This window comes from Methanofollis liminatans DSM 4140 (assembly GCF_000275865.1).
In the GTDB taxonomy this organism is placed as follows: domain Archaea; phylum Halobacteriota; class Methanomicrobia; order Methanomicrobiales; family Methanofollaceae; genus Methanofollis; species Methanofollis liminatans.
The window spans coordinates 872,248-897,385 of record NZ_CM001555.1 but is presented as its reverse complement, the minus strand read 5'-3'; the positions used below and the strand labels follow the sequence as shown (position 1 = coordinate 897,385).

Sequence of the window (25,138 nt, the reverse complement as noted above, 5' to 3'; positions counted from 1 at the left end):
AAATCTGCAAAAACCGAGGATATTCCAGTATTAAACAGAAATATAGCCTTTTAACACCGTGATGGCCTGGAGCCTCGACAGACCCCTGATCTCCACTCTTTTGACCGTCGAGGTGGTGCCCGAAAGGATATGCACCGCTGATTTCTGGACGCCAAATGCCTCTGCGACAAGGCCGATGATTGCTTTATTCGCCTTTCCCCCGACGGCAGGCGCTGAGACATGACACTCGACGGCACTGCGCCAGGGATTATAGCCTGACGGAAAAGAGTCTTTTTTCGAACCGGCCGAAACATCGAGCGTGATCACGGCATGGTCGTCTGAACCGGAAACGGCATCTTCCAGAGGCGGCATCAGTCATCTCCGTGTCGCCCGGCGCTAACAACCGTTGTTCATCGGTGGCTTGTGCCGTACCTCGCCGGTATAACCCATGCGCCGGGCGCGCCTGTCGCACATCCGGGTTGTCCCGAAGCTCATATCCAGGCTCTGCCAGTCGATCGCCCGGGGACCTATGGATGTGCATGTATCGGCACAGATCTATTGGGCGCCCCGGGGATAATAGCCCTTCCCTCTGATCCACTCTCCGCGGCAGGAGAGGAGGTCACCGTCCCTCACGGCACAACGCCCGCCCATCACCACGATCTCCGGGAACACCGCTGCCATACCCTCGAACGGCGTCCACCGGCATTTCGTGTGGAGCGCATCGGGATCGATCTGCACCGTCTCCCGGGGATAGAGGGCGAAGTCCGCCCGGTCGCCGGGCTCAAACCCGGCCTTCGGGATGCCGAGGATCCGGGCCGGGTTGGAAGAAGTCTTCTCGATCACCGATTCCAGCGTGATCCTCCCGGCAAAAACCTCTGCCATGAGGAGGGGGAGCATCGTCTCGACGCCCGGCATGCCCGAGGGGGCGTCGGGGAAAGGAGCGCCCTTCTCGGCAGCCGTGTGGGGCGCATGGTCGGAGGCGACGGCGTCGATCCTTTCCCAGCGGCTCCAGAGCGCTTTTCGCTCCCGCTCTGTGCGGAGAGGAGGGTTGACCCGCGCCCGGGTGTCGTCCCGGTCGAAGCGTTCCCACGAGAGAAAGAGATGGTGCGGCGTCGCCTCGACGGTGCCGCAGGCGGCGTCGACGGCAGCGGCGGTGCTCATATGGCAGAAGTGGACCCGCCCCCCGGGAGGGAGGAGAGCGCAGACCGCCCTCACGGCCTCCGCCTCGGTCAGGGCGGGCCTGAGGCGGTCGTGATCGGGCAGGTCCGCGGGCGTCCCGGGCAGGGGGTCCTCTGCATGGACGGTGGCGAGGGCGCCGAGGGCACGCAGGGAGATAAACGCCTCACGAAGAGTTTCAGGTGGCACGGCGGCGCCATAACTGGAAGGGCCGGCAAAGATCTCGCCGAAGGCAAGGGCCCCGGCACGCCAGAGTCCGGCAAGGTCCGCGCCTGGAACGACGCCACCGTTGATGCCGAAGGCGCAGACGGCCTCCTCTTCTGCCTCCCGCACCCGCGCCGCAAAGGCCCCGGGCGTCGTCAGCGGCGGGACGGTGTTCGGCTGGTCGACAACGACCGTCACCCCGCCGAAAAGAGCGCTCGTCGTCCCGCTCCGCCAGTCCTCCTTCTGGCGCTGGCCCCCGCCCCTGAGGTGGGTGTGCATGTCCACCGCGGCAGGGACGCAGACCAGCCCTGCGGCGTCGATCACCTCCTCGGCCCGGCCCGGCGCACCGGCGTGGAGCACCCTTCCTCCGCCGAGGGTGAGGTCGGTCACCCTGCCGTCAGGGAGGGTGACGTTTTTCAGCACGCACGATACCTGATCACCCATAGGTCCAGCCTCCAGAGAGTAAAATAATGTTCAGCAGACCCGGGGAACCGGGTCGCCCACCGGCGGTTCGATATAGCGCTCGCCGCCGATCTTTGTCTTCATCACGACGTCGCGCCCTTCCGTGACCCTTCCGATGACGGCGGCGTCCTGCCCATAGGGGTGGGACCGCAGGGCGGCGAGGATTGCTTCAGCATCCTCCGCGGCGACGCCCATGATTGCCTTGCCCTCGTTGGCGACTTCGAGCGGGTCGATGCCGAGCATGGCGGCGGCGCTCCTGACGTTCGTCCTGATCGGGAGGGCCTCCTCCTCGATCTCGACATGCACACCGCTTTTGCGCGCCATCTCGTTTATCGCGTTTGCAAACCCGCCGCGCGTCGGATCTTTCATCGCGTGGATCTCCCCGGCGGCGAGCGCCAGTTTCACCATCCCCCAGAGGGGGGCGACGTCTGACCTGATCTGCTCGCCGAGATCGAAGCCCTCGCGGTGGGCCATGATGGCGATGCCGTGATCGCCGATGGTGCCGCTGGCGATGATGACGTCGCCGGGCAGGAGACCGTTGTCCCGCACGACCTTCTCGGCGACGCCGATTCCCGCGGTATTGATCACGATCCCGTCAAGGGAACCCTTTTCGAGGACTTTGGTATCGCCGGTGACGATCGAAGCGCCGACCTCCCCCAGAGCGCCGTCCATCGAGGAGACGATCCGCTCGAGGTCGGCGACCTCGAAGCCCTCCTCGATGACCATGCCGCAGGAGAGGGCGATGGGCCGGCCGCCCATCATCGCCAGATCGTTGATCGTGCCCGACACGGCGATCCTCCCGATGTCCCCGCCCGGGAAAAAGATCGGGTGGACGACATGGCTGTCGGTCGTAAAGACGATCTTCTGGTCTCCGATCGGGATCACTGCACCGTCGTCCAGGGACTCAAGACCGATCCCGCCGGCGTTGTTGTGGGTAAATTTTGTAAGAACGCCGAGGAGTTCGCCCATCACCTCGCCGCCCGCACCATGCATCAGGTTGACTTTCATGACTCATCCACTTCTATCTCAATATTCGAAACGACGATCTCTTTTCCTCCGACGATCTGGGGTAGACCGCCGCACTGCGGACAGACAAAACGTTCATTGCCTTCATACCCGCAGTCGCACCGGCTTGTAACTTTTATCTCACGGCAGACCATCACAACGCCTTTGAAGAGGGGGTCGTCCTCGATAATGGCATCAAAAAGGAATTTCACCTGATCGGGGTTGACCATGGCGATCTCGCCGATGTCGACCCTGACCGTTTTCACCTGCGAGGCGTGATTTTCAAGAGCCGCACGCCGCGCCGTTGCGGCGATGTCGTATGCGATGCTGTATTCATGCATTGTTATTCTTCCATCGCCGCGTAGACTTCCTTGAAGAGTTCTCTGGTGGACAGGCCCTCCTCACGGCTCAGCTTCTGGATGGCAAAGCCGACATGAACAAGGACGAACTCGCCGATCTCGACATCGACGAGATCGAGCCGCACCTCCTGTCTGAGCTCGCCATAATCAACGACGCCGATATTGCCGTCCTTGATCTCAATTACTTCGGCCGGAACTGCAACACACATTCAGCATTCCCTCAGGTAGGGAGTTTGTGCGCTGAAAGTAAAAACACCTTCCGAAGTTACATATGCACAATAAGATAGTGTGAAGGGGCCTATACCCCTATTCTCCGGCAAAAAATCGCCGGTACGCCTCAGGGATCTCTCCGTCAGAGTTGGCGACGGCGCGATCGAGATCGGCGAGATTCCGGGCGATCTGGTCGAGATGAGTTTTCTGGACCTTAAGGATGGCGACCGCCTCCAGCGGCGTGATCGCTCCCCCGGCAAGGAGGGCGGTAACCCGGTCAACCTCCTCTGAAACGGCACCGAGCGGGACCTTCATCCTCAGCGACGCCTCGGTCACGTACGCCACAAGGGCGCGTTCGGCCCTCCGCTGCGCCGACAGATCGTGGATCATGAAGGAGATGCCGCCGACAACTCCTCGCTCATCGAGGACACGAGATATTCCGACCGATATTTCCAGGCGTTCCCCGCCGACGACGATCTCGGACTCAAAACGTTTTCCGGCATCGCCGCCGATCACCCGCGAGATCGCCGCGTTCCACGCCACTTTTCGTTCATCAGGGACGGTATCGGTGACCTGCCGGCCCTGTGCCCCTGCGCTGTCGAAGCCGAAGAGACGTTGTGCCGATGCATTCATGGAGACGATCCGCCCGTCCAGGGCGGTGCCGACGATGGCTTCCTCGCTGGTCTCGAGGATTGCGGCGAGATGCGACCTTAACTCATCGATCCGTTTGATCTCGCTCATATCGGCGATGATGTGGATCGCCCCGACGACGTTCTGTTTCGCATCGAGGAGGGGATCGATGGTGACCCGATACCACCGGTCATGCATGAAGAGGGTATAACTCTCCCTGCAGCGCGACGCCCATGACCTGACAAAGGGGCACCCTTCGATGAAACTCGCCGTGCCATGGACGACCTCATAGCAGAACCTGCCGACAAGGGCTTCGGCAGACCGTCCCAGCAGGGCGCCGGCAGCCCGGTTGGCCCGGAGGATGACGCCACTGGCGTTCTGGATAAAAATGGGATCCTCGATCGCATCGAAGACCCTCTGCCAGAGGTCTTCCCCGGATCGCTCCTCAAGTGCCTCCAGAGATCTGCCCTCATCAATCGCGCGCATGCGTCTCTGTTAAAATAACTCCATTTAAGTACTTAATACATTTCTTTTTTGATCCCGAGAATAGAGATGGAAAAAAAGAAAAAAAAGTGTTTCAAAGGAGGGGAGGGAGAGACATCAGCAGCCCGAGCAGCAGGTCCCGTGCATCTCCAGGATATGGTCGAGGGCCCATGCCGCCCACCACCTGACATCAGGATCTTCGTCGTCCACCATCTGCGCGAGCGCCCTCTCGGCCCTGCAGCCCCCGATGAACCCGAGCGTATAGACGGCCCATTTCCTGATGATGGCGTCTTCATTTGAGAGGGCGGCAACAAGTCCGCCGACGGCCGGCGCACCGATGGCGTTGAGGCCCCAGGACGCCACCATTCTGATCTCGGGGTCCTCGTGGGCAAAGAGACCGATAAACGGCTCGATGGCGTCGTCTCCCATCAATATCCCGATCGCGAGGGCAGCGTCCTCCCGCACGTTTCTGGACCCGCCGTTGAAGAGGAGGTCGACGAGGCCGTCAAGGTCCTGTTCCACGCACCGCTCCATCACTTCTGTGGAGGGCACCTCTTCTGTCACATCATTCACAGACTTGTCAGGCACGCTGGTTCACACTCAGGGAAGTATTCACGGACGGCGGTATAGGTGTGCCGATCCGGCGGGCCTGCCGGGTGCGGTTGAAGGGGGATCGGTACAGTCTCTTCAGGCTATTTTCTCTCTTTCCGGTCCAATCGGCACCAGAGGGTGCACCTAGCGGGCGAGAGAAGCGGCAGAACAGATGCAATTGAGAACGAGGGCAGAAGAATCAAAACAGGGTCTTTAGCGCCGAGAGGGAGATTTGAACTCCCGAGGTGCGAGCACCAGCGGCTTTCAAGGCCGCCGCCTTCCCGGACTAGACTATCTCGGCACGCCATAAATAATTGTTCTGGCGCTTAAAAAAGATGTGGGATATACCGTTCAGCGCCGCCGCAGCAGGAAGAGGGCCCCGAGCGCCGCAGGCACGACCCAGAGGGGAAGAGGGCTCGCCTGTGTCGTCGTCGGCACCGGGTCCCCGAACTTCGACGCCACAGAGGCATCGACAGCCACCGACGCCACATTGCTGGCCGTGAGGGTCACACGCCCGGAATCGGTATAGAGCTGCGGGGCCACCTTCACATAGACCGTGCCACCGCCCGCCGGGAACGTGACGCGTTCGGGCGCCGACGTCCCCTGGTTGTTTACCGTCGTCCGCACACCATTCTCATCGATGTACTCGAGCACCCAGTCGATCCCCGAGGAGGTGGTGATCGTCACCGCCCCGCCGAGGGTCGCCACCGCAAAATAGGCAGGTGCAGTCCTGGACGCCGTCGCTGAGGCCGAATAGGTCCGACCCTCGTCGACGGACGGTTCTGTGGTCGCCGTCGTCGCCACGCCACCGGTCACCGTGTACTCGACGGTCCAGACATAGCTGGTGTTGTCCATGATCTCGGCGACATACTGACCCCCTGCATGGATCGGCACCCTCTGCGAGAACGCACCGTTTGATGTTGAGATATAGCGCGGAGAGAAGACGGAGTCCCCGGCCGCGGTCTTCACCGTCAGCTGCACGCCCGCATTGCCATAATTTTTGATCGAGCCTGCGACCAGAAGGGTGCCGTCGTACGCCTGGGTCAGTGGGGAGGATACGGTAAGATCAGCCGTCCTGTTCACGATCTTAAGGAGCACCGGTTTTTTTGTGCTGCCAAAGATGCCGTCGCCCTGCTCCTGGATCTCGATCGAGTACTGGCCGGCAGTCAGGCCGTCGGTCGAGAACGTCGCCGAAAATGTTCCGTCCTTCTGCAGCACCACCTGCTGCCGGGCAAGCTCCGTCTTGGTGTACGTGGCGTCGTAGAAGACGAGATCGAACGCATACCCCGGATTCGCGCCGGACGTGGTCCCGGTCACCTCAAGGGACTGACCGGCGTTGACCGAAGCCGGAACATTCAGATACACCTGTGCTGCCGAGGCCTGTCCTGCAAGGAGGAGGCAGAGGAGGCAGAACAGGGATAATCCAATCCTTTTCATACTGAGGAGATCAACGAATGAGGTGTTAATGATATCTGTTGCACCGATCAAACCACTGGCTTCATGGACCGGGAAAGACCGGTACGAGGGGGAGGTCCTCGGTTCCCTCACCATCATCTTCAAAAGCGGCGGGTGCTCGTACCGCCGGTGCCTCATGTGCGGCTACCGTTTCGACGGCTCGTTCGGGGCCTCGCCTGAGGAACTGCTCACATCCTTGCGCGGCCAGCTTTCGTGGGTGCTCGACACCTTCGACCTCACGCAGATCGGCATGGTGAAGATCTTCACCTCAGGGAGTTTCCTCGACCCCGTCGAAGTGCCACCGGCGTTCAGGGAGGATGTCGCCCGGGCGTTCGCCGGCAAGGTTGTCATCGTCGAGACCCGCCCCGAATATGTGGATGGAGATGCGGTGGAGGCGATGGTCGCCGCACTCGACACCGGCGCGACCGACACCCCCTTCCACGTCGCCATGGGGCTTGAGACCACGGACGACGCCATCAGGGAGAAGTCGATCAGGAAAGGATTCTCCTTTGCAGACTACATCGCCGCATGGCAGCGCGCCTCTGCCGCCGGTGCAGGCGTCAAGGCATACCTGCTCTTAAAACCCCTGTTCCTGACCGAGCAGGAAGCAATAGACGACATGAAACAGTCCATCAAAGAGGTGGCGCCGTACTGCGGGATGATCTCCATGAACGCCTGCACCGTCCAGAAACGGACCGAGCTCGAACGGTTCTGGCGGGACGGGGCCTACCGGCCGCCGTATCTCTGGAGCATCCTTGAGGTGCTCGGCAACGTGGACCCGGGCGTCCCGGTCTTCTGCGATCCGGTCGGCGGCGGCTACATCAGGGGCCCGCACAACTGTGGAGCCCACGACCGCGAGATCGTCGCGGGCATCAACGAATACGCCCTGACCGGGGACGTGGAACTGATCCGGGCCCTGGCCGAGATCGAGTGCGGCTGTAAAAAAGAGTGGGAGTTCGTCCTCGCGAACGAGCGGCCCTGGTGCATGCCCCTCACTCGCTGACTTTTCTCGAGAGAATTTCGAGTTTTCTGGCAAGCATCGGGAAGAACGTCCCGGCATCGGAGACGATCCCGATCGCCTGCGACGTCCCGCGGTCCATCAGTTTGGTCAGGGAGGCCGGGTTGATGTCCACGCAGATCGTTTTTACCGAGGAGGGCAGGCAGTTGCCGACCGCCACCGAGTGGAGGAGAGTGGCCACCATCAGGACCATCTTCACGCCCTTCAGATTTGAGCGCATCGCATCCTGGGCCTCCATCACGTCGGTGATCACGTCAGGGAGAGGGCCGTCGTCCCTGATCGACCCTGCAAGCACGAAGGGAACATCGTGCCTGACGCACTCATACATCACCCCTCCGGTGACGACACCCTGTTCAACGGCGTCTTTGATCGATCCCGCCCGCAGGATCTCGGAGATAGCAATGATGTGATGCTTGTGCCCGCCCGTGACAAGTTTTGCGGTCTTGATGTCCATCCCCAGGGAGGTCCCGAAGAGGTTCGACTCGATGTCATGGGTGGCGAGGGCGTTGCCGGCAAAGAGGACATGAATATACCCGTCACGAATGAGCCGGGAAAGCGCCGGGCCCCCGCCGGTGTGGATGATCGCCGGACCGCCAACGAGGACGATCCGTCCGCCTGACTTTTTAATCTCGAGGATTTCTGCCGCAATCTGTTCTATCAGGGTCTCGGAGGGGCGTTCAGGCGAGACCGTCCCATGCATGAACTCAAACTCGCTCTTCTCCCGCGGGCGCTCAGGATAATCGACCTTGACGCCGTTTTCACCGACGACGACGAGGCTGCCCTTTTTCAGTTTGAAGATCGGCAGGCAGCGCGCCCGCCGCGCATCCGGGTCCACGACGAGGAGGCAGTCCATCTCAATGTCCTCGACCGGGATCCACTCGCCCTCGTACTTCACCCAGGTCGGGTGGTTGGTCGTCGAGTAGAACCCCTTCGGGACGATCCGATCGCCCTCTGCAGGGGCCAGCGTCGCGTCGGCCACCACCGGGAGATGAGCGCCAAGGCGGTAGAGTTCGCTGAGGATCCCCTCCAGGCGGGATTCGTCAGGGGCGTTCACGCTGAGTCTAGCATAACTCGGATCCGTCTTCTTTTTCCCGACCTCGAAGATCAGGATCTCGAAATTCCCGCCCATATCCATGATCCGGTCAAAGACGAGCGTCATGATGCCGGAGTCGATGATATGTCCTTCAAGTTCGATCTCGCGGGACGTTTGCATAGAGAAATGTCGGTTTGGGAGGATAATATGCTTTCGTCCGGATAAAAATCAGGATCGGTGTCCCTGACCGCCGGCCGATCCGCCGGAAGCCGGGCAGAGGATGCGCGCCGCAAGGGCGAGATCCTCCGGGGTGTTCACATTGAGGGCGAGGGCCGGTTCCTCAAGAAGGAGTTTATGCTCTGCCTGCTCCTCTTCGATCAGGTCGCCCTTGAGGATGTTTATCCCGGCAGGGCATGCGGGCACGCCGCCGATCGATTCCCGGTACGAACACCTGAGGGCCGAACCGCGGCAGAGGGAGGACGGCACCCAGGTCGAGAGCGCAGGTGTGCCTACCTCAAGATAGGCATCCATTATACGCCCCACAATACCGGGATCGACACAGGGGATATCCGACACCGAAGTGCAGACCGGTCCGTCCTCGCCGATCTCGGTGACGGCCTCCACGATGTCCTCCACATATCCCCGGCCAGAAGCAGGATAGAGATCGATGCCATGCGCCCGGCACCAGTTTCGGGTGAAGGGGGTCTTTGGCGAACCGACGACGATCACCCGGTGCCCGCAGCCCGAGAAGGCCCTGATCACGTACTCGATCATCGGCGTCCCACAGACCTGGACCAGAGGTTTCTCTCCCATATTAAGACGTGAACCAAGCCCCCCGGCGAGGATCAGGGCAAGCATGCAGGGAAGGCCTCCATCAGAATCCTGTTCTCCTCACGGGTCCGCACCGCCACCCTGATCGCCTTCGGAAGCCCGAACGAGGTGCAGTCCCGCACAAGGATCCTGCGGTCAGAGAGGGCCGCACAGACCGCCGCCGCCTCGCATGGCAGGGGAACGAGGAGATAATTCGCCGAGGAAGGGAGAGGAGAGAGACCGATGCGCTTGAAGGCACCTTCAAGCCATGCACGCTCGGCGCGGATCAGGCGCCTCGACTCCTCGAGGTCATGGTAATGTTCGAGGGCGGCGATCGTGAAGGTCTCTGCGCATGCATTCACCGTCCAGGGGAGACGCCTTGTCTCCATCTCGGCAACAAGGTCAGGATCGCCGAAACCGAAGCCGAACCGAAGGCCGGGGACGGCAAAAGATTTGGTGATGGAGCGTGAAACAAAGAGGGCCGGATCTCTGATGTCGGAGACGCTCGCCGCGGGGTCGGAGAGTTCGATGAAGGCCTCGTCCACAAAAAGCCTCTGGCCCGGTTTGAGTTCGTCGAGGATGGCCAGCACGGTCGTGCGCGGCGTGAGCGCACCGTCCGGGTTGTTGGGATTGCAGAGGAATCTGACCGCAGCGCCGGCAGGATCTGATGTGATCTCGCCCCCGCAGAGGCGGACGGCCATACCGTACTCGCCAAACGTCGGCTCAAAAATGGCCGCACGGTCCCCGGCGCCAAGTGTCGAGGTGCAATAGGTGCGGATCACCTCCACCGATCCGTTTCCGACGGCGATCTCTTCGGGATCGCGCCGAAATACTCCCGATATTGCCTCTTTGAGGGTTTCATATCGGTCGTCGGGATAGGCGCCAATGGCACCTGCATCAAACTCGAGAGGGACATTGGGAGGAAAGGGATTGAGGTTCGCACTGAAATCGAGGATCTTTTCCGTGGAGTGCCTCTGATGCCAGCGCACCGTACCGCCATGGATCACCTTTCCGGGGTTATTTCTGGACATAGAATCAGTATATCGCAAATTTGCGAGTCCATCGCATATAACAATACTCTTTCAAAAAAAATAAAATCGCAATATTTATAACCCATACAGGAGTTAGTTGATTAGTCTGGCGCACCGATCAGACAGAAGGCATCATTCTGTCTGACAATTGGCAGACAATTGCCAGCCATTTGTCAGATCCCCCGAGGCAGAAGATGGAACGGATCACGATCAGACTCCCCCGGCAGCAGGTCGAAATGCTTCAACGACTTGTCGATAGTGGCGAATTTCCCACCGTGTCAGAGGCGGTACGACACGCGGTACGTGAGTTAGTCGAGAGGCGCGGAGATCGGGCGATGAGGGAAAGCGACCAGGTGTCATTCAAGGTTTAGGAGGCAATGAATGCAGACCATCATAAACGAAGCGATGAAAAACGCAGAGATCGAACGAGGAAAGAACAGGGACGGCATCATTGGCGATGAGGATGATTTCCTCGGCCAGCCACGCATCGTCATCGTCGGGTGCGGCGGCGCCGGCAACAACACCATCAACAGGCTCTATCACATGCAGGTGTCAGGAGCGGAGACCATTGCGGTCAACACCGACAAGCAGCACCTGGACATGATCCAGGCCGACAAGCGCGTCCTCATAGGCAAGTCTCTCACCAAGGGCCTTGGTGCCGGCGGATTCCCCGACGTCGGCAAGAGGGCGGCCGAGATGGCACGGCCGACTCTTGAAAAGCTCCTCGAGACAGCAGACCTCTGTTTCATCACGGCAGGTATGGGCGGCGGCACAGGTACCGGTGTGGCTCCCGTTGTGGCGCAGATCGCCAAAGAGCAGGGCGCCATCGTTGTCGGGATGGTCAGTTATCCCTTCCAGGTCGAGAAGGCCAGACTCCTCCGTGCAGAGGAAGGGCTCCAGCAGCTCAGCAGCAGCGCGGACTCGGTCATCGTTCTGGACAACAACAGGCTCATCAACTATGTCCCCAACCTCCCCCTCGGGCAGGCATTCTCGGTGATGGACCAGCTCATTGCCGAGACGGTCAAGGGCATCTCAGAGACGATCACCCAGCCCTCCCTGATCAACATTGACTATGCAGACGTCAGGGCGATCATGAGCAAGGGCGGCGTCGCCTGCATGCTTGTGGGCGAGAGCAAACAGCAGAACAAGGCAGAGAGCGTCGTCCACGAGTGCCTCTCCCACCCGCTCCTTGACATCGACTACCGCGGGGCAACCGGCAGCCTGATCCACATCACCGGCGGCAGCGACCTCACCCTCCAGGACGCCGAGGAGATCGCAAGCTCGCTCACCTACGAGCTCGACCCGCACGCCGACGTGATCTGGGGTGCGCGCGTGAACAATGACTACGAGGGCAAGGTCAGGGTGATGGCAATCATGACCGGCGTCAAGAGCGCTCAGATCCTTGGCGGTCACCGCGGCAATTATCAGCCTGTGGCACAGCCGATGGCGACAGGACGCGGCGGCCAGCAGCGAAATATGGCAGGCGACCGCACCAGCGGACACCTGATCGACTTCCTCTGATCTTTTTTTTGAGAACGGTGTTTTTCTCCCGGGCGCGGCAAGAGAGCGTACGCTCATGCCTGCAAAACCCCGCTGAGACGGCCGGATCGCCCGAGGCCCTGCGAAAACATTAATACGTTGAAAACCCCAATTTGTTAGAAATCCTGGTATAACCCATCGCGGATCACCACGGTGCAATTGGACACGCCGGCTTCGCCGGTCGCCTCCTGAGGGTATCGGAGTTGAACACTATGAACAGCGTTGTGACCACACGAATCAGAGGATACACACCCCTGGTCCGGAAGGTATCTTTTGTTGTATCATTTTCCTCTGTATTACCTCGTCTTCCTGCAGGTGTTCCCGTGCATCAGAGCCCGATGGCGCATATACACTGGTATTGAAATTTGAGGATTGGTAGAGCATGTTGGACGAACTGATCGAAAAGAGAAAAAAAGCACTTTCTGAGTCTGAACAACACAAAAACAGGCGTAATGAACTGAATGCTGCGGCCAGCACCCACGCACGAGAGCGAAATAAACTCAACGGTCAGACCCGGGAGTTCGTCGAGGAAGCGCAGAAAAACAAGGAGCTCCGCGACCAATACAACAACGAGGTCCAGGCGCTCAAGGAGAAGAGAAACGAGCTCAACGCGAAGGCCAACGAATATTTTGAAGAGATCGAGTCTTTTAAAAAGGACCACTCGGCCTTCCAGAAGAGTTCAAGCATCAAGGAAATCCAGCGGCAGATCGAATCGATGGAGTTCCGGCAGCAGACCGAAGTCTTCTCCACCGACAAAGAGCGCGAGCTGATCGACAAGATCAAGCACATGAAGGCCGCCATCAAGGAGCAGGAAGACGAACTTGAGCAGAATAAAGAGCTCAAGACCAAACTCCAGACAGCCCGCGACCTCAGAAAAGAAGCGTCCGACATCCACGACACCGTCACCAATATCGCTGAACTCGCACAGAAGCACCACGACCTGATGGTGGAGTTCTACCGCAAGGCAGACCAGTCGCGCGAGGCGGCCGACGCCGAGCACAAGAGCTTTGTAGAAGCACAGGAGGCGGCTGACGAAGAGCACCAGGCCTTCATCACCTGCCAGAAAGAGCTGCGGGACTATGACAAAGTCATCTCCGGACTGCGCAACAAGAAGAAGAAGACGAAGGTCACCAAGGAGCAGCGTGAAGTCCGCCAGGAAGCCGAACGGATCTTCCAGCTCTTCAAGGGCGGCGAGAAACTCACCACCGACGACATCCTTCTCCTGCAGCGCTCCAAACTTCTTTAATAATCTTTTTTTCGACCTTCTAGCAATTATTTATTAGTTTGAAGATAATTTCTAATCAGATGGTTAGCGGCAGGACTCTTATCCTCTGTATCGATCGGGACGACGACCTCGGCTACAAGGCAGGCGTCAGGAGCCCGATAATCGGGCGAGCGGCATGTCTCGATGCAGCAAGCACGCTCGCTCTGGCCGACCCAGAGGATTCAGACGTCAATGCCATCTTCCAGGCCGTAAAGACCCACGACGAACTTGTGGGACGGGGAGAAGAGGTCGAAGTCGTCATCCTGACCGGAGACCACATGCATATGCTCGAAGGCGACCGCAAGATCGGCGACGACCTCGACAGAGTCCTGGAAAAGACCCGCGCTTCATCCTGCATCCTCATATCAGACGGCGTCGAAGACGAGTATGTCCTGCCGATCATACAGTCGCGCCTTCCGGTGAGCGGGATTCGGCGGGTGATCGTCGCCCAGATGCCAAACCTCGAAGGCACCTATTATATCATAAAAAAACTCCTCGACGACCCGAAGGTCGCGCGGACGGTCCTGATCCCGGTCGGGCTCGGCATGCTCATCTACGCGATCGCCTACCTCATCGGCTATCCAGAAGGAGCGACGATCGTCGTCGTCGGGGCGATTGGATTCTACCTCCTCTTCAAAGGTCTCGGTTTCGACGAGTTCTTCGGCTACACCATCACCTCCCTCCAGGTCGCCCTGCGCCGGGGCAGGGTCACCTTTGTCTCCTATATCACGGCGATCCTGTTTGTGATCGTCGGCATCATCATCGGGCTCTATAGCCTCCTCGTCTACTATTCTGACGAGGGCCTCCTCTTTTACGTTCTTACCTTCGCCTACGGGGCGATCGGATGGTTCACGGCGGCCGGGCTCATCGGCTCGATCGGGCGGATCATCGACGTCTACCTCAACGAGACCCACGACCTTGGCAGGGTGATCGTCCTCCCCTTCTTTATCAGCGCCATCGGGATCATCATCTATGGGATCAGCATCTACATGCTCTCCCTTTCAGATATCGAAAATTTCCCGTTCAAGGACGTGATCGGGATCCAGTACGCCGTCTTTGCGATGATCGGCGGACTTGTCCTGGCCTTCGCCGGCGTCTACATCCAGTCGGTCGTCAACCGCTGGATTGAAAAGAAAGAAAAAGAGGAAGAAGTTATCAGAAACGCGGTTACGCCCTGAAATACCCCATTCCCCGGGGGAACTCGCTCATGTTGACAAAAGTGCGGGAGTCCTGAGGCGAACTCACCGTCATAAGGGGGATCACCGCGCCGAAATCGTGCTTCGGGAACCAGTATGCCCCGTCGCCGTAATCGAGACCTGCCCCGGCCACCCGGATGACGGCATGATCCATATCGATCTCCATGATCTCCGCGTTCTCGAAGTTTGCGATCGTGAGCACCTTCGTGCGGAGATCGCTCATGCCAAGGAACTGTACAAGGAGCTGGATGCCTTCGTCGATCGTATAATTCAGCGTCACCGTGGCATCCTGATTGGCAAGCGCGATATCGACGCTCTGGACTGTGATATAACCGTACCTGTTCTCCGCAGCAGCCGCAGGGACGGCAAGTGCCGCGATGAAGAGCAGGATCACAAGGCAGCGCGTCAGAGATTGCATATACGATCTTCTCTGAAGGAGATCATATATCCTTTCTGGTCGGGAAAAAAGGGTTGGTTTTCTCCCCTCAGCGGAGCTGCTGGGAGAGCACGATCTCAATGCTGGACACATTGGTCTTTCCGGTGTCTGTGTCGATCATCTCGGTCCCAGTAAGAATCTCTTTTTTTGCAACTCCCTCAAGAAAACGGTTGATTGCTATTTCGGCCGTGTCGACTGCCCGGGAGATTGCCTTGCCCCTGGCTTTTATGGCCACTTCATCTGCGCCGTTGTTGAACTGGGTGACGACTGCAAGCACATAGTTCATGACCGGTTTGTTTCCAACGAATACTGTGTTGTCCTTCAACATTGTCCACCTCTCTCTGCTGATAGTCTATCAGAGATACTTCTTCATATAGATTAATTCAGCGTTCAGGACGGAGGCCCCGGCCGCGCCGCGGATGGTGTTGTGGCCGAGCGCCGTAAAGCGCACCCCTTCACGCAACCTTCCGACAGAAACCGTCATGCCCCTGCCCCGGTTGCGGTCGAGCCTTGGCTGCGGGCGGTCGGGCTGGTCAAAGTACTCGACCGACTTTGCAGGCTGCGTGGGCAGCCCTGAGAACGGTGCCGCATACTCAAGGAATGCCTTTCTAACCTCATCGAGGGGTCGGTCGATATCCACCCACACAGAAAGCGTATGGCCGTCGATCACCGGCACCCTGTTGCAGCATGCGCTCACCGAGAAGGGCGCCATTTCCACGCCTGAGCCGTCAAAAGAACCCATGATCTTTCGCGGCTCCGTCGCCATCTTCTCCTCCTCGCTTCTGATGAAGGGGACGACGTTGTCATAGATATCCATCGCGGCCACGCCATTGAAACCGGCGCCTGAGATCGCCTGCATCGTCGCCACCTGAACCGACGAGAAGCCAAACGTCCGCAGGGGCTCGAGGGCGAGGGTGAGCATGATCGTCGAGCAGTTCGGATTGGTCACGATGAAGCCGTCCCGCCCGCGGTCATGCTGCACGTCGATGAGCCCGAGATGATCCGGGTTCACTTCCGCGATGACGAGCGGCACGTCAGGGTCCATGCGGTGCGAACTCGCGTTCGAGCAGACGCCGACACCGTTCGCGGCCACATCCTCTTCAATGCCCTGCGCCACATCGGCCGGGAGCGCAGAGAAGACGATATCACAGTCCTTCACCGCCTCGGCGGTGGTGGGGCTGACCGTCAGGTCGCCGACCGATTCGGGAAACGGGACGTCGAGCCGCCAGTTCACCACATCGGCATACCGCTTGCCGGCGCTACGTTCTGAGGCGGTCAGGGTATGGAGGCGAAACCAGGGGTGATCTGCAAGGAGCTGGACAAATCTCTGCCCTACGGCTCCGGTGGCACCAAGAATACCTACATTAATCATGGATAGCATTACTATAGCCAGAGGTTTATTAAAAGGTTGCTTTCACGAATATGCCAGTTTCTTTCACAGATCAAAGAGAGCATCTCACGATACCGCGCGCGATCAAAAACAGGTCGAAAGAGCAGGAAGAATCATCAGGAGAGGGACGGCCCGGACGGAAAACGCGCAGAAGCGCGCATGCTACGGTACAGGACCGAAGCAGGAAAAAACAGAGCAGGGCATAAAGGATGACCCTACGCCCTTTCGGTCAGCCTTCACTCCATATGGATGGCGGCCGAGGGACAGACATCGACGCAGGTCCCGCAGTCAACGCAATTATCCTTATCAATGACGGCGATGCCGTCCTCCATGGTGATTGCTTCAGACGGGCACTCATCAACACAGGTTTCACAACCGACACAGAGATCAGGGTCAACAACTGCTACCATAGTAGTTCTCCTTCCCATGTATTTCTAAAAAAAAGAGAAATAGGTTTCGATACAGGCGAACTCAGGAGAGATTGAGAACGTCGGCCATCCCATAGATACCGGGTTTGCGGCCGATCACCCATGCCGCCGCCCGCACGGCCCCGCTCGCAAAGACACCCCGGTCATAGGCGCGGTGCGAGAGTTCCAGCACCTCGTAGTTTCCGGCAAAGAGCACGGTGTGGTCGCCGACGATGTCGCCGCCGCGGATCACGTGGACGCCGATCTCGTCGCCCCGCTCCATCATGCCTTCACGCCCGTGGAGATGAGTGCGGGGACCGACCTCCTCGTCGAGGATCTCAAGGATCGTCTTTGCCGTTCCGCTCGGGGCGTCCTTCTTGTAGCGGTGGTGGGCCTCGGTCACCTCGATATCATAGCCCTCTGGAAGGCGCCTGGCGGCCTCCCTGATCAGGGTCCAGAAGATGTTCACGCCCACACTGTAGTTGCTCGATATCACGGCGGGAACGTGCCCCTCCACGGCCAACCGGATCTCCTCGCGCTGCTCGGGAGAGAACCCGGTCGTCCCGACGATGAGCGCCACCCCGTGCGCGGCCGCCGCCTTGATGTTCCCGACCGAAGCGTTTGCGATAGTGAAATCGATCAGCACGTCGGGTTTTGTCTCTTCGAGGAAGGCGTCGAGTCGCGCCGCCTCAACGACAGGGACGCCATAGAAACTGCCGGCCTTGACGTCGACCCCGCCGACGAGCTCCAGGTCAGGAGATTCCGAAACAAGGCGACCGATCGCCGTGCCCATCCTCCCGAGCGCCCCGCAGACCACGACCTTAATCATAGCCCCTGAGCACCTCCGCAAGCGTTGCCGCCTTTGCGGCGTCCAGGGCGTCAAGGGGGAGGCGCACCGGGCCTGCGGCCATACCGCGCAGGGCCGCAGCCGTCTTTACCGGGATTGGGTTCGTGTCGATGAAGAGGGCCCGGAAGAGAGGGGCGAGTTCATAGTGGATCCTCTGCGCCTCAGCCAGATCGCCCTCCATAAACGCTCCATACAGGGCCACCATCCGCGCAGGTTCGATGTTGGCGGCGACCGAGATCACGCCCCCAGCACCGAGGGCAAGCATCGGGAGGGTGAGGGCGTCGTCGCCGGAGAGCACCACAAAATCCTTGTCGCGTGTGCCTTCGATGATCCGCGAGACCTGCTCGAGGTTCCCGCTCGCCTCCTTGATCCCGACAATCCCCGGGTGGTCGGCAAGTTCGATGACAAGGTCCGGCTGAAGATTCTGTCCGGTCCTCCCCGGCACATTGTAGAGCACGATCGGGAGGTCGAGGTCGGCAAGCATGGTGAAATGCTTTATAAGTCCGGAACGGTTCGGCTTGTTGTAGTACGGGCTGATCACCAGCGCACCGTCGGCACCGAGATCCGAGGCTGCACGGGTGAACCTGATCGCTTCAGCAGTGTTGTTCGAACCAGTCCCGGCAAGCACCGGCACACGATCGCGGGCCGCATCGACCGCCACGCCGATCACCTGCTCGTGCTCCTCAAAGGTCAGCGTCGCAGATTCCCCGGTAGAACCACAGGGTACGATACCGTCAACTCCCCGGGAGATGAGGTACTCGATATTGGAGCGAAGACCTACGAGGTCGAGACCGCAGTCCGGACCCCGCATAAAAGGAGTTATTATCGCTGGGTAAACACCCTCAAACATGAGTAAGGTGTTTACACCAAAGGCTTTTTAGTATTTTGCTTTCTGGTGATGTAGCCGGCAACTCTGTTCCGTACGCGCTTGGATTCGATGACGGCAACCTCAGAGACGACCTGCTTGTTCTCGTCAAAGTCTCCGGTGAAGTGTTTCGGGTTTTTCGTCATCAGTTCCTGACCAAGGCTTTTAATATACGTCGGTTTTATTCCCATGTGCACCTGTCCCACGAATTTGTATTTTTAATGCGTCCTGACAGTTTAAGAATATTGTGTGCGACCTCGCGGGGATTTTCACCGAGGATCCGGATCATCGGTTCCTTGCCGAGATCGCCGCGGTCATAGATCACGTCGGGTACGCCGGTCTTGCAGCAGGATGCGACCCCCCAGTCCATCGTCCTGATGCCAGGCGGTTCCTGCGCCCGGTCGAAGTACCTGATGTCGAGCATCATCTCTTCCAGCGCTTCCAGGAGCGGATCGGCAAACCTGATGTTCGCGGCCGACCTGACCCTCCGGTCAAAACGCATCGCCGTCAGCACGATCCGCGCCACATGGTCGCTCGCCCCGAAGGCCACCCCACCGACCGGGTGCGCCCGCCCACCCAGAGAGACGATCCGCCCCTCGACGGCCGCAACGTCAGATGGCTCTTTCGCCTTTTCAAGAGCATAGGCGATGTTGGTGCCGACCTCAGGAATGAGGCGCGGGTCCATATCACCGACCAGGAGATCGACGGCGGCCCGGAGATCCCTGAGCACCTGCTCCCGCTCATCATCGCTCATGGGAGATCTACTCGCCCGGCAGAGGCATAATGCTAACGCAGCCCAAGCTCATCCCTTCTGCCGGCAAGCGACGCAATCGCAATTTCATAAAAGAGCGTCGGATCGATAAGCCCGTTCACCGATGCGATCCGGTCCCGCTCGCACCCGGCGGCAAAGGTACGGTCCTTCAGCTTTTTCTTCACGGTTCCGGGCGTGACGGCGGTGATCGCCCCCCCCTTGACAAGGGCGCATGCAATCAGAAAACCGCTGATGCTGTCGGCCGACTGGAGAGAGCGATCGACCGTTTGCGTGTACGGCCCATAGAGCAGATGGTTGTGCCGCTCCACCGCGCGGCAGATCTCCTCAGAGAATCCTTCCTGCCTGAGGAGCGCCGCCCCCTCGACGCCATGTCTGGTCATGTCCCCGCCCACCGTCTCGTAATCGACGTCATGGAGGATCCCGATCGCCTCCCAGAGATCGGCGTCCTCCCCGAAATGCACGGCAAGACCCCGCATGATCGCCGCCGTTGCGATGCAGTGTTTTCTCAGGGAGTCGGATCCGACATATCGTCTGAGAACCTCGCATGCGTCCTCCCAGTCCATAGGGGATGAAGAACCCCATGCTGGAAATACGTGACGGCGAGGGAGAAGAGATATAGGGGGAGGGCAAAAGAGAATACTACATGGATTCACGCTTACTTGACGTGCTGACCGGCGTTGCAAGCCTGCTCGTCTTCATCGTGCTGCTGATCGTCCTGCCCGATCTGATGAAGGAGAGCATTGGCATCGCGTATATACTCGCCTTTGTGCTCTTCCTGATCACGATGAGCGGCGCCGGCTACATCATCAATAAAAAAATCGCGTGAGCCTCGATTCACTCACGCATCTTCTTTTTTCTTTTGTAATAGGTGAGCGGGTGGTTGACCTTCTCGCAGATGGCGTCCCGGCGGACACACAGGCCATGCGTCCGCATCGTGGCGCAGGCCGGAGCGGTGTACTCCGTTCCCGACCGTCCCGAGATATGTTCGACCTGGTACATCGTCATCGAGAGGTCGAAGTCAGGGGCCCGCTGGAAGACCTCCACGATCTGGGTGGTGGAGAGGCCGATGTTGTTGAGGAATGCGGTGAGCGCAAACCGCCCGACATGAGGGAGGTTGGTCCCGGCCGTGACCGCCATGATCAGGGCGGAGATGCAGGGAGGGAACGACGATTCGTCCACCGCCCCGAACTCCTCGAGCGCCTGCTGCTGGACGGCGGCAGCGATCGCTTCGGTATAGGGCAAAAACTGCCGGCAGACCTCTTCAGGGACAGAGAGGGGGAGGCGCTCCCTGATGATCTCCCGCATCCGTTCTCGTATCAGTTCTTCCGCTTCGATCCTGAGCAGAAGGACACGACCGCCCTTCACGCTCCGGTTCACCAGTTTCCACCGCTCCTCGTGCAGCCCGCTGACCAGAGGGACATAGGTCAGGACCGGCAGGGAGTTCAATCCGATATCAATGCCCAGCGCCCGCGCGATCTCCTCTTTCTCGGCTTTTTCCTCCTCGATAAATGATAGATAAGCCTTCTGCGCCTCAAACTGTGATAAGCGCTCGATAAGCAGGCGATCGTTGAGGCAGGAGACCAGCATCCGGGCGATGACGTACGAAAAGAGATCTTCCTGGGCATCGCGGCCGTAGGTCCGGCACTCCTGAGGGTTTTTTCGAGAGAGGGCGTCGAGAACCCGGGTTACGGCGGCATCGGAGAGAGAACGGCCCCGCTCGGATTTCAGGAGGATGTCCAGCGTTCCGGACTCACGTCTCACATAGTCCTGGGCCTCTTCAAGAAAAGGGTATTTTGCAAGGTCCTGGACATCGACCATGCTTAATCCGCTTCAATGCGCGGGGCTAACAGGTACTCGACGTGGCCCTTTCCTTCAGCGAGGTCGAAGATGAACTTCACCGGGTGGTCGACCCCGAGGGCGATGGTGATCCGCTCGGCGCGCCCCATCACCTTCCCCATATCCTTGAGATAGTCCAGCGAGAAGAGGGAGCGCGCTTCGGCGGCATCGAGGGCGAGGAGCTGGTCCCGGTTGAGCTCCAGCTTGATATGATCGGTATCCCCTTCGGCGGCCATAAAGAACAGGTCGGCCTTTGCGTCGATGCCAAGAGCGATCTTGTCGGAGATCACGTCGGCGGCCTTGATGGCAGAGGAAAGGGCGCTGCCCGCAAGCTCCACCCTGCCGGGGAGTTCGATGGTGGGCGGGTTCGGATCTTTTCGGATGGTGTTGACATCAAGAAGAGTCACCGAGTACTGGTAGCTCCCGAAGGCGAGCTCCAGTTTGTGACTGCCCTCGGCAAGGCTGAGGGAGAGGAGATCGTCTTTGCCCATCATCCCGATAATATTCTTCATCTTTGCGATATCGAGACCGATATCCTCAGGGGTTGCCTCGTAGGTCTCAAACGCATCCCGGTCCAGCTGGAGGGACACCATGGCAACATTCGCCGTGTCCACGGCGCGGGTCCGCACCCCATTTCCGTCGATGTGGAGCCTGCATTCAGTCACCAACGCCGCCACAGCGTCTATAGACTCCCTGAACGTCTCTGTATCAATCGTTGCTTTTAACATTACAAACCCCTTATAAGACTCTATTATACATTATATCATGATATTTTTTATTCTATCTGGTATCGCAACAAAGCCCTGTCGAACATAACAGGAACAGAACATGACATCACAGTGGACACGGGACAAATACTCCAATAAGGCGAAGAGAGAGGGCTTCAGAGCCCGGGCCGCCTACAAACTGCTTGAGATCCAGAACCGGCACCCGGTGATCAGGGAGGACGACACCGTCGTCGACCTTGGTGCGGCACCAGGGAGCTGGCTGCAGGTGCTCAGGACATTGACGAAGGGGACGATCATCGGTGTCGACCTCAACCCGATTGCATCGCTGGAAGGAGTCATCACCGTCGTCGGAGATTTTACAACCCCTGAAGTACAGGAACAGGTGAAGGAGCTCGCGGGAGGGGCGATCTCGATCGTGACCTGCGATGCATCCCCGAAACTCTCGGGGGCAACGAGTTATGACCAGGCGCGGGCGATCGGCCTCGGGGAGGAAGCCCTCAATTTCGCGGTTTCGGTCCTGAAAGATGGAGGGAACTTCATATGCAAGACGTTCCAGGGAGAAGATTTTCCCGAGCTTTTTGCAGACGTGAAAAAACATTTCCTCTCGGTCAAGACGTTTAGGCCTGTTTCCTCCCGCCGGGGAAGCCGGGAAACCTACATTATCGCAAAAAACTTCAGGAGGGAGAAAGATGGTGCTCCGTGACGACTGTGGGCGGCCGGTGACAAACCTGCGGATCAGCCTCACCCCGCGCTGCAACCTCAACTGCATCTACTGCCATGCCGAAGGCGAGGTGGCCCCCGAGGGTGAGATGAGCCTCGATGAGATCAGGGAGATCCTCAGGGTCGCTGCAAAACTCGGGATCAAAAGCGTGAAGTTCACCGGCGGGGAGCCCCTGATGCGCCGCGATATCCTGGATATCGTCAGGGCTGTCCCTCCGGGGATCGAGTCCTCCCTCACCACCAACGGCACCCTTCTTGGCGGCCTCGCACAGGGCCTCAAGGAGGCAGGGCTTTCCCGGGTGAATATCAGCCTCGACACCTTGAGGCCCGAACGCTACCGGGAAATCGCGGGGAGGGATCTCCTCCCGAAGGTGCTCGACGGGATCCAGGCCGCCGTCGACGCCGGACTGACGCCGGTGAAGTTAAATATGGTGCTCCTGAAGGGGAAGAACGAAGACGAGATCGACGACTTCCTCGCCCTTGTCCGGGGGAACAAGAACCTGATCCTCCAGGTGATCGAGCTGATGGAGTTCAACGAGTGCCAGATGCACGGCGATGTCGACAGGCTTGAGAAAGAGATCGCAGAGCATTCGCAGGAGATCCTGACCAGGCGGATGCACCACCGCAAGAAATATTGCATGGACGGCGCCGAGGTCGAGGTCGTGCGCCCCCTGCACAACACCGAGTTCTGCGCCTATTGCAACCGTCTCAGGGTGACGTCTGACGGGTACCTGAAACCCTGCCTCCTCCGTACCGACAACCATGTCGATATCAGGGGCAAGAAGGGCGCCGAACTGGAGGCGCTCTTCGAGCAGGCGGTCAGGGCCAGAGAGCCCTTTTTTAAATAACCCTATACTGTATTTTCAGAGCCGCCGCGGCCGGGTCCGCCGTTGCGGTCGCCGTGCCAGAATACAATGATATATCTGGAGGACAGGCAAACAGGATGATATGAACGCCCTCGACGAAGACGAATATTTCAGGGTGCTGAAGAGCTTCTACGGAAAATCAATCATCCTCGAAGACCCTGCCGACTTTCATCCGGTTCTCTACTTTTATTTCCTTGACTCGCTTGCGCACATCGAGTACACGCTCAACTCCTTCGCCTTCAACTACCAGTCGCCAAAGAACATCATGAACCGCGAGTACATGCGGTGGCGGATCGATGAGGAGAAGAAGGGAGACCGGCAGCTCTTCCCGGGTTTCATCAACTGGCTCAAGAAGGAGAACCCGGAGAAGTTCAGCACTCTGCCAAACCTCTGGCAGGCGATCTATGATGAAGAGAACCCGGCGAGTTACCGGAGCTTCAGGATCTCGCTCGACCCTGCCAGCCTCCGTCCGATCCCGGCCTCGTTCTTCCAGGATGTCCTTGAGGAATTCTTTACCCCGGCATTCTTCAAGAGCATCTACAACGGCGCCTCTCTTGCCTCCATCTTCGAGGAGTACAGGAAGAGCCTCGGCGCCTGACGGGGCCTGCCATGGATGTTGCCGACCTCTGCAGGGATCTGGTGCGGATCAGGAGCGAGAACCCGCCAGGAGACACGCGAGACGCCGCCGAGTATATCGGGGCCGTCCTTGCAGGGATCGGGATCCGGAGCGCCGTCGTCTCCAGGGACGGGCGCCGGTGCAACCTGATTACCAGGCACGAGAATCCATCCCTCCTCCTCTGCGGCCATATCGATGTGGTCCCGGCAATCCCTGAGGGGTGGCGCCATCCCCCCTTCGAAGGGGTCGAGGAGGACGGTTTCATCTGGGGGCGGGGGAGCAGCGATATGAAGGGGGGCTGCGCCGCCCTCCTTGCCGCCTTGGGAAAGGTCGTCGACGCCGGGGTCGAACCACGGGCAGAGGTCGTATTTGTCTGCGACGAGGAGACCGGGACCGGGCACGGGATCGAGTACCTGCTCGCAAAAGATGTGCTGCGCCCCTGCGACACCCTCATCGCCGAGCCGACACCGCCGCTCTCCCCATGCATCGGCCAGAAAGGGCTTGCACGGATATCCTTCACGTTTCATGGCAAGCCCGGCCACAGTTCCCTCTACCCCGCGGTCGGGAGGAGCGCGATCATGGAGGCGCACAATCTCATCTCTTTCCTCCAGGAGATCCACGAACGGGAGTACCGGGTCAGCCACGAGATGGAGGGGATGATAGGGAGGTCTTCCCTGGTGCTCGAGGAGCTCTTCGGCATACAGGGGCTCAACCACATCCTCAGGAGGGTGATGTTCAATCCGGGGGTGATACGGGGCGGTGAAAAGGCGAATATCGTCGCCGAACACTGCGAACTCGACCTCGACCTCAGGATCCCGTGGGGGTGCAGCGCCGGGGAGATCGTCTCCGAGATCGCATCGCGCGTCCCCTCGGCCGGGATGAAGGTGACGGCAGTTTCAGATCCGTCCTGCACCTCGCCGTCGTCGGCGATCGTACAGCGGCTCTGCGGTGCGATCAGGCGAGTGTACCCGGGCGACCCCGTGCCGATCTTCCAGTGGGCGGCGAGCGATGCCCGCCACCTCAGAAAGGCCGGTTTTCCGGCGGTGGAATACGGGCCAGGAGAGGTGACGACGATCCACGGCATCGATGAGCGAGTCTCGATTCGCTCCCTGCAGTGCGCAGAAGAGATTTATCAGGATGTGATACTCTCCTATTGCTGATCAGGCACGATCACAGCGTGAGAAATCTATATAATTTGAAATCCGGGAAG

Annotated in this window: 32 protein-coding genes and 1 tRNA gene; 10 read left to right on the top strand and 23 right to left on the bottom strand. The window is 59.3% G+C overall.

Features of this window, described 5'->3' with window-relative positions; translation table 11 throughout:
- Positions 1–30 precede the first annotated feature (30 nt).
- From METLI_RS04525 to METLI_RS04485, 9 genes are all read right to left on the bottom strand, one after another.
- The gene (locus METLI_RS04525; RefSeq protein ID WP_004038381.1) at positions 31–351 is read right to left on the bottom strand and encodes a DUF167 domain-containing protein; all 321 of its coding nucleotides are present in this window, start codon (positions 349–351) and stop codon (positions 31–33) included.
- A 183-nt stretch (positions 352–534) separates the two neighbouring features.
- Positions 535–1,803: a dihydroorotase gene (gene pyrC / locus METLI_RS04520; RefSeq protein ID WP_004038380.1), complete on the bottom strand. Its 1,269-nt coding sequence runs from the start codon at positions 1,801–1,803 to the stop codon at positions 535–537.
- Positions 1,804–1,833: 30 nt separating this feature from the next.
- Positions 1,834–2,829 (bottom strand): hydrogenase expression/formation protein HypE, encoded by a 996-nt coding sequence (gene hypE, locus METLI_RS04515; protein ID WP_004038379.1) that lies wholly within the window; start codon positions 2,827–2,829, stop codon positions 1,834–1,836.
- Positions 2,826–3,167, bottom strand: a complete 342-nt coding sequence (locus METLI_RS04510; protein WP_004038378.1) for a hydrogenase maturation nickel metallochaperone HypA/HybF — start codon at positions 3,165–3,167, stop codon at positions 2,826–2,828. The genes hypE and METLI_RS04510 overlap by 4 nt, the downstream gene beginning before the upstream one ends.
- A gap of 2 nt (positions 3,168–3,169) precedes the next feature.
- On the bottom strand, positions 3,170–3,394 hold the full coding sequence (locus METLI_RS04505) for a HypC/HybG/HupF family hydrogenase formation chaperone (RefSeq protein ID WP_004038377.1): 225 nt from the start codon (positions 3,392–3,394) through the stop codon (positions 3,170–3,172).
- A gap of 97 nt (positions 3,395–3,491) precedes the next feature.
- Positions 3,492–4,511, bottom strand: coding sequence for a PAS domain-containing protein (locus tag METLI_RS04500; protein ID WP_004038376.1), 1,020 nt, complete (start codon positions 4,509–4,511; stop codon positions 3,492–3,494).
- Between the two features lie 114 nt (positions 4,512–4,625).
- Complete coding sequence (locus METLI_RS04495) at positions 4,626–5,060, bottom strand: HEAT repeat domain-containing protein (RefSeq protein WP_157203214.1); 435 nt, start codon at positions 5,058–5,060, stop codon at positions 4,626–4,628.
- A gap of 256 nt (positions 5,061–5,316) precedes the next feature.
- Positions 5,317–5,400 (bottom strand) — tRNA-Ser (locus METLI_RS04490).
- Positions 5,401–5,450: 50 nt separating this feature from the next.
- Positions 5,451–6,536 (bottom strand): hypothetical protein, encoded by a 1,086-nt coding sequence (locus METLI_RS04485; protein WP_004038374.1) that lies wholly within the window; start codon positions 6,534–6,536, stop codon positions 5,451–5,453.
- A 28-nt stretch (positions 6,537–6,564) separates the two neighbouring features.
- On the opposite strand from METLI_RS04485, the gene METLI_RS04480 reads away from it, so the two are divergent.
- On the top strand, positions 6,565–7,557 hold the full coding sequence (locus METLI_RS04480; protein ID WP_004038373.1) for an archaeosine biosynthesis radical SAM protein RaSEA: 993 nt from the start codon (positions 6,565–6,567) through the stop codon (positions 7,555–7,557).
- On the opposite strand, the gene METLI_RS04475 is transcribed toward METLI_RS04480, so the two are convergent.
- Genes METLI_RS04475 through METLI_RS04465 form a run of 3 tightly spaced genes read right to left on the bottom strand, consistent with a single transcriptional unit; the run spans position 7,547 to position 10,446 of the window.
- Positions 7,547–8,785 (bottom strand): ornithine cyclodeaminase, encoded by a 1,239-nt coding sequence (locus METLI_RS04475; RefSeq protein WP_004038372.1) that lies wholly within the window; start codon positions 8,783–8,785, stop codon positions 7,547–7,549. The two genes, METLI_RS04480 and METLI_RS04475, sit on opposite strands and share 11 nt — an antisense overlap.
- A 48-nt stretch (positions 8,786–8,833) precedes the next feature.
- The gene (locus METLI_RS04470) at positions 8,834–9,463 is read right to left on the bottom strand and encodes an NTP transferase domain-containing protein (protein ID WP_004038371.1); all 630 of its coding nucleotides are present in this window, start codon (positions 9,461–9,463) and stop codon (positions 8,834–8,836) included.
- Entirely contained in the window at positions 9,451–10,446 is a 996-nt protein-coding gene (locus tag METLI_RS04465; RefSeq protein WP_004038370.1) for a pyridoxal phosphate-dependent aminotransferase, read from the bottom strand. The genes METLI_RS04470 and METLI_RS04465 overlap by 13 nt, the downstream gene beginning before the upstream one ends.
- 194 nt (positions 10,447–10,640) lie before the next feature.
- On the opposite strand from METLI_RS04465, the gene METLI_RS04460 reads away from it, so the two are divergent.
- The 4 genes from METLI_RS04460 (at position 10,641) to METLI_RS04445 (ending at position 14,427) form a co-directional block, all read left to right on the top strand.
- Complete coding sequence (locus METLI_RS04460; RefSeq protein ID WP_004038369.1) at positions 10,641–10,817, top strand: ribbon-helix-helix domain-containing protein; 177 nt, start codon at positions 10,641–10,643, stop codon at positions 10,815–10,817.
- Between the two features lie 10 nt (positions 10,818–10,827).
- Positions 10,828–11,967: a cell division protein FtsZ gene (ftsZ, locus tag METLI_RS04455; protein WP_004038368.1), complete on the top strand. Its 1,140-nt coding sequence runs from the start codon at positions 10,828–10,830 to the stop codon at positions 11,965–11,967.
- 400 nt (positions 11,968–12,367) lie between these two features.
- Positions 12,368–13,231 (top strand): coiled-coil protein, encoded by an 864-nt coding sequence (locus METLI_RS04450; RefSeq protein ID WP_004038367.1) that lies wholly within the window; start codon positions 12,368–12,370, stop codon positions 13,229–13,231.
- Between the two features lie 59 nt (positions 13,232–13,290).
- Complete coding sequence (locus METLI_RS04445) at positions 13,291–14,427, top strand: DUF373 family protein (RefSeq protein WP_004038366.1); 1,137 nt, start codon at positions 13,291–13,293, stop codon at positions 14,425–14,427.
- On the opposite strand, the gene METLI_RS04440 is transcribed toward METLI_RS04445, so the two are convergent.
- The 9 genes from METLI_RS04440 to METLI_RS04400 all read right to left on the bottom strand — a co-directional run bounded on the left by METLI_RS04440 (position 14,417) and on the right by METLI_RS04400 (position 19,725).
- Positions 14,417–14,863, bottom strand: a complete 447-nt coding sequence (locus METLI_RS04440; protein WP_004038365.1) for a hypothetical protein — start codon at positions 14,861–14,863, stop codon at positions 14,417–14,419. The genes METLI_RS04445 and METLI_RS04440 overlap by 11 nt on opposite strands.
- Before the next feature lie 67 nt (positions 14,864–14,930).
- Positions 14,931–15,209: a DNA-binding protein Alba gene (gene albA, locus METLI_RS04435; protein ID WP_004038364.1), complete on the bottom strand. Its 279-nt coding sequence runs from the start codon at positions 15,207–15,209 to the stop codon at positions 14,931–14,933.
- A 27-nt stretch (positions 15,210–15,236) separates the two neighbouring features.
- Positions 15,237–16,253 carry an aspartate-semialdehyde dehydrogenase gene (gene asd / locus METLI_RS04430; RefSeq protein WP_004038363.1) on the bottom strand — a complete coding sequence of 339 codons (1,017 nt, stop codon included), beginning with the start codon at positions 16,251–16,253 and terminating at the stop codon, positions 15,237–15,239.
- A gap of 254 nt (positions 16,254–16,507) precedes the next feature.
- Entirely contained in the window at positions 16,508–16,681 is a 174-nt protein-coding gene (locus METLI_RS04425) for a DUF362 domain-containing protein (protein WP_004038362.1), read from the bottom strand.
- A 61-nt stretch (positions 16,682–16,742) separates the two neighbouring features.
- Complete coding sequence (dapB, locus tag METLI_RS04420; RefSeq protein WP_004038361.1) at positions 16,743–17,507, bottom strand: 4-hydroxy-tetrahydrodipicolinate reductase; 765 nt, start codon at positions 17,505–17,507, stop codon at positions 16,743–16,745.
- Complete coding sequence (gene dapA / locus METLI_RS04415; protein WP_004038360.1) at positions 17,500–18,375, bottom strand: 4-hydroxy-tetrahydrodipicolinate synthase; 876 nt, start codon at positions 18,373–18,375, stop codon at positions 17,500–17,502. The genes dapB and dapA overlap by 8 nt, the downstream gene beginning before the upstream one ends.
- Positions 18,376–18,386: 11 nt before the next feature.
- Entirely contained in the window at positions 18,387–18,581 is a 195-nt protein-coding gene (locus METLI_RS04410) for a 30S ribosomal protein S17e (protein ID WP_004038359.1), read from the bottom strand.
- Positions 18,572–19,144, bottom strand: coding sequence for a thiamine-phosphate synthase family protein (locus METLI_RS04405; RefSeq protein ID WP_004038358.1), 573 nt, complete (start codon positions 19,142–19,144; stop codon positions 18,572–18,574). Before METLI_RS04405 ends, METLI_RS04410 begins: the two co-directional genes overlap by 10 nt.
- A 32-nt stretch (positions 19,145–19,176) precedes the next feature.
- Positions 19,177–19,725 (bottom strand): HD domain-containing protein, encoded by a 549-nt coding sequence (locus tag METLI_RS04400; RefSeq protein WP_004038357.1) that lies wholly within the window; start codon positions 19,723–19,725, stop codon positions 19,177–19,179.
- A gap of 80 nt (positions 19,726–19,805) precedes the next feature.
- Between METLI_RS04400 and METLI_RS04395 the strand changes: the two genes are divergently transcribed.
- On the top strand, positions 19,806–19,988 hold the full coding sequence (locus METLI_RS04395; protein ID WP_004038356.1) for a hypothetical protein: 183 nt from the start codon (positions 19,806–19,808) through the stop codon (positions 19,986–19,988).
- An 8-nt stretch (positions 19,989–19,996) separates the two neighbouring features.
- Here the strand turns inward: METLI_RS04395 and METLI_RS04390 are convergent, their stop codons facing one another.
- Together METLI_RS04390 and METLI_RS04385 are read right to left on the bottom strand one after the other, a co-directional pair.
- Entirely contained in the window at positions 19,997–20,980 is a 984-nt protein-coding gene (locus METLI_RS04390; protein ID WP_004038355.1) for a DNA primase large subunit PriL, read from the bottom strand.
- A 2-nt stretch (positions 20,981–20,982) separates the two neighbouring features.
- The gene (locus METLI_RS04385) at positions 20,983–21,726 is read right to left on the bottom strand and encodes a DNA polymerase sliding clamp (RefSeq protein WP_004038354.1); all 744 of its coding nucleotides are present in this window, start codon (positions 21,724–21,726) and stop codon (positions 20,983–20,985) included.
- A gap of 100 nt (positions 21,727–21,826) precedes the next feature.
- On the opposite strand from METLI_RS04385, the gene METLI_RS04380 reads away from it, so the two are divergent.
- From METLI_RS04380 to METLI_RS04365, 4 genes are all read left to right on the top strand, one after another.
- Positions 21,827–22,429: an RlmE family RNA methyltransferase gene (locus tag METLI_RS04380; protein ID WP_004038353.1), complete on the top strand. Its 603-nt coding sequence runs from the start codon at positions 21,827–21,829 to the stop codon at positions 22,427–22,429.
- Positions 22,416–23,294 (top strand): GTP 3',8-cyclase MoaA, encoded by an 879-nt coding sequence (moaA, locus tag METLI_RS04375; protein ID WP_004038352.1) that lies wholly within the window; start codon positions 22,416–22,418, stop codon positions 23,292–23,294. Before METLI_RS04380 ends, moaA begins: the two co-directional genes overlap by 14 nt.
- 100 nt (positions 23,295–23,394) lie before the next feature.
- The gene (locus METLI_RS04370) at positions 23,395–23,910 is read left to right on the top strand and encodes a hypothetical protein (RefSeq protein ID WP_004038351.1); all 516 of its coding nucleotides are present in this window, start codon (positions 23,395–23,397) and stop codon (positions 23,908–23,910) included.
- A gap of 11 nt (positions 23,911–23,921) precedes the next feature.
- The gene (locus METLI_RS04365; protein WP_004038350.1) at positions 23,922–25,088 is read left to right on the top strand and encodes an ArgE/DapE family deacylase; all 1,167 of its coding nucleotides are present in this window, start codon (positions 23,922–23,924) and stop codon (positions 25,086–25,088) included.
- The last annotated feature ends 50 nt before the right edge of the window (positions 25,089–25,138 follow it).

Excerpts from the sequence above, each read along its gene's own strand:
- METLI_RS04485 (WP_004038374.1), bottom strand. The coding sequence starts at position 6,536 with ATGAAAAGGATTGGATTATCCCTGTTCTGCCTCCTCTGCCTCCTCCTT.
- METLI_RS04385 (WP_004038354.1), bottom strand. The coding sequence starts at position 21,726 with ATGTTAAAAGCAACGATTGATACAGAGACGTTCAGGGAGTCTATAGAC.
- METLI_RS04380 (WP_004038353.1), top strand. The coding sequence starts at position 21,827 with ATGACATCACAGTGGACACGGGACAAATACTCCAATAAGGCGAAGAGA.
- METLI_RS04445 (WP_004038366.1), top strand. The coding sequence starts at position 13,291 with ATGGTTAGCGGCAGGACTCTTATCCTCTGTATCGATCGGGACGACGAC.
- METLI_RS04410 (WP_004038359.1), bottom strand. The coding sequence starts at position 18,581 with ATGGGAATAAAACCGACGTATATTAAAAGCCTTGGTCAGGAACTGATG.
- METLI_RS04365 (WP_004038350.1), top strand. The coding sequence starts at position 23,922 with ATGGATGTTGCCGACCTCTGCAGGGATCTGGTGCGGATCAGGAGCGAG.
- METLI_RS04395 (WP_004038356.1), top strand. The coding sequence starts at position 19,806 with ATGGATTCACGCTTACTTGACGTGCTGACCGGCGTTGCAAGCCTGCTC.
- METLI_RS04480 (WP_004038373.1), top strand. The coding sequence starts at position 6,565 with ATGATATCTGTTGCACCGATCAAACCACTGGCTTCATGGACCGGGAAA.
- METLI_RS04370 (WP_004038351.1), top strand. The coding sequence starts at position 23,395 with ATGAACGCCCTCGACGAAGACGAATATTTCAGGGTGCTGAAGAGCTTC.
- METLI_RS04460 (WP_004038369.1), top strand. The coding sequence starts at position 10,641 with ATGGAACGGATCACGATCAGACTCCCCCGGCAGCAGGTCGAAATGCTT.
- ftsZ (WP_004038368.1), top strand. The coding sequence starts at position 10,828 with ATGCAGACCATCATAAACGAAGCGATGAAAAACGCAGAGATCGAACGA.
- dapB (WP_004038361.1), bottom strand. The coding sequence starts at position 17,507 with ATGATTAAGGTCGTGGTCTGCGGGGCGCTCGGGAGGATGGGCACGGCG.
- METLI_RS04400 (WP_004038357.1), bottom strand. The coding sequence starts at position 19,725 with ATGGACTGGGAGGACGCATGCGAGGTTCTCAGACGATATGTCGGATCC.
- METLI_RS04470 (WP_004038371.1), bottom strand. The coding sequence starts at position 9,463 with ATGCTTGCCCTGATCCTCGCCGGGGGGCTTGGTTCACGTCTTAATATG.
- METLI_RS04425 (WP_004038362.1), bottom strand. The coding sequence starts at position 16,681 with ATGGTAGCAGTTGTTGACCCTGATCTCTGTGTCGGTTGTGAAACCTGT.
- METLI_RS04505 (WP_004038377.1), bottom strand. The coding sequence starts at position 3,394 with ATGTGTGTTGCAGTTCCGGCCGAAGTAATTGAGATCAAGGACGGCAAT.
- METLI_RS04390 (WP_004038355.1), bottom strand. The coding sequence starts at position 20,980 with ATGGTCGATGTCCAGGACCTTGCAAAATACCCTTTTCTTGAAGAGGCC.
- albA (WP_004038364.1), bottom strand. The coding sequence starts at position 15,209 with ATGTTGAAGGACAACACAGTATTCGTTGGAAACAAACCGGTCATGAAC.
- moaA (WP_004038352.1), top strand. The coding sequence starts at position 22,416 with ATGGTGCTCCGTGACGACTGTGGGCGGCCGGTGACAAACCTGCGGATC.
- METLI_RS04525 (WP_004038381.1), bottom strand. The coding sequence starts at position 351 with ATGCCGCCTCTGGAAGATGCCGTTTCCGGTTCAGACGACCATGCCGTG.
- METLI_RS04465 (WP_004038370.1), bottom strand. The coding sequence starts at position 10,446 with ATGTCCAGAAATAACCCCGGAAAGGTGATCCATGGCGGTACGGTGCGC.
- METLI_RS04440 (WP_004038365.1), bottom strand. The coding sequence starts at position 14,863 with ATGCAATCTCTGACGCGCTGCCTTGTGATCCTGCTCTTCATCGCGGCA.
- METLI_RS04405 (WP_004038358.1), bottom strand. The coding sequence starts at position 19,144 with ATGAGCGATGATGAGCGGGAGCAGGTGCTCAGGGATCTCCGGGCCGCC.
- pyrC (WP_004038380.1), bottom strand. The coding sequence starts at position 1,803 with ATGGGTGATCAGGTATCGTGCGTGCTGAAAAACGTCACCCTCCCTGAC.
- hypE (WP_004038379.1), bottom strand. The coding sequence starts at position 2,829 with ATGAAAGTCAACCTGATGCATGGTGCGGGCGGCGAGGTGATGGGCGAA.
- asd (WP_004038363.1), bottom strand. The coding sequence starts at position 16,253 with ATGATTAATGTAGGTATTCTTGGTGCCACCGGAGCCGTAGGGCAGAGA.
- METLI_RS04450 (WP_004038367.1), top strand. The coding sequence starts at position 12,368 with ATGTTGGACGAACTGATCGAAAAGAGAAAAAAAGCACTTTCTGAGTCT.
- METLI_RS04475 (WP_004038372.1), bottom strand. The coding sequence starts at position 8,785 with ATGCAAACGTCCCGCGAGATCGAACTTGAAGGACATATCATCGACTCC.
- METLI_RS04510 (WP_004038378.1), bottom strand. The coding sequence starts at position 3,167 with ATGCATGAATACAGCATCGCATACGACATCGCCGCAACGGCGCGGCGT.
- dapA (WP_004038360.1), bottom strand. The coding sequence starts at position 18,375 with ATGTTTGAGGGTGTTTACCCAGCGATAATAACTCCTTTTATGCGGGGT.
- METLI_RS04500 (WP_004038376.1), bottom strand. The coding sequence starts at position 4,511 with ATGCGCGCGATTGATGAGGGCAGATCTCTGGAGGCACTTGAGGAGCGA.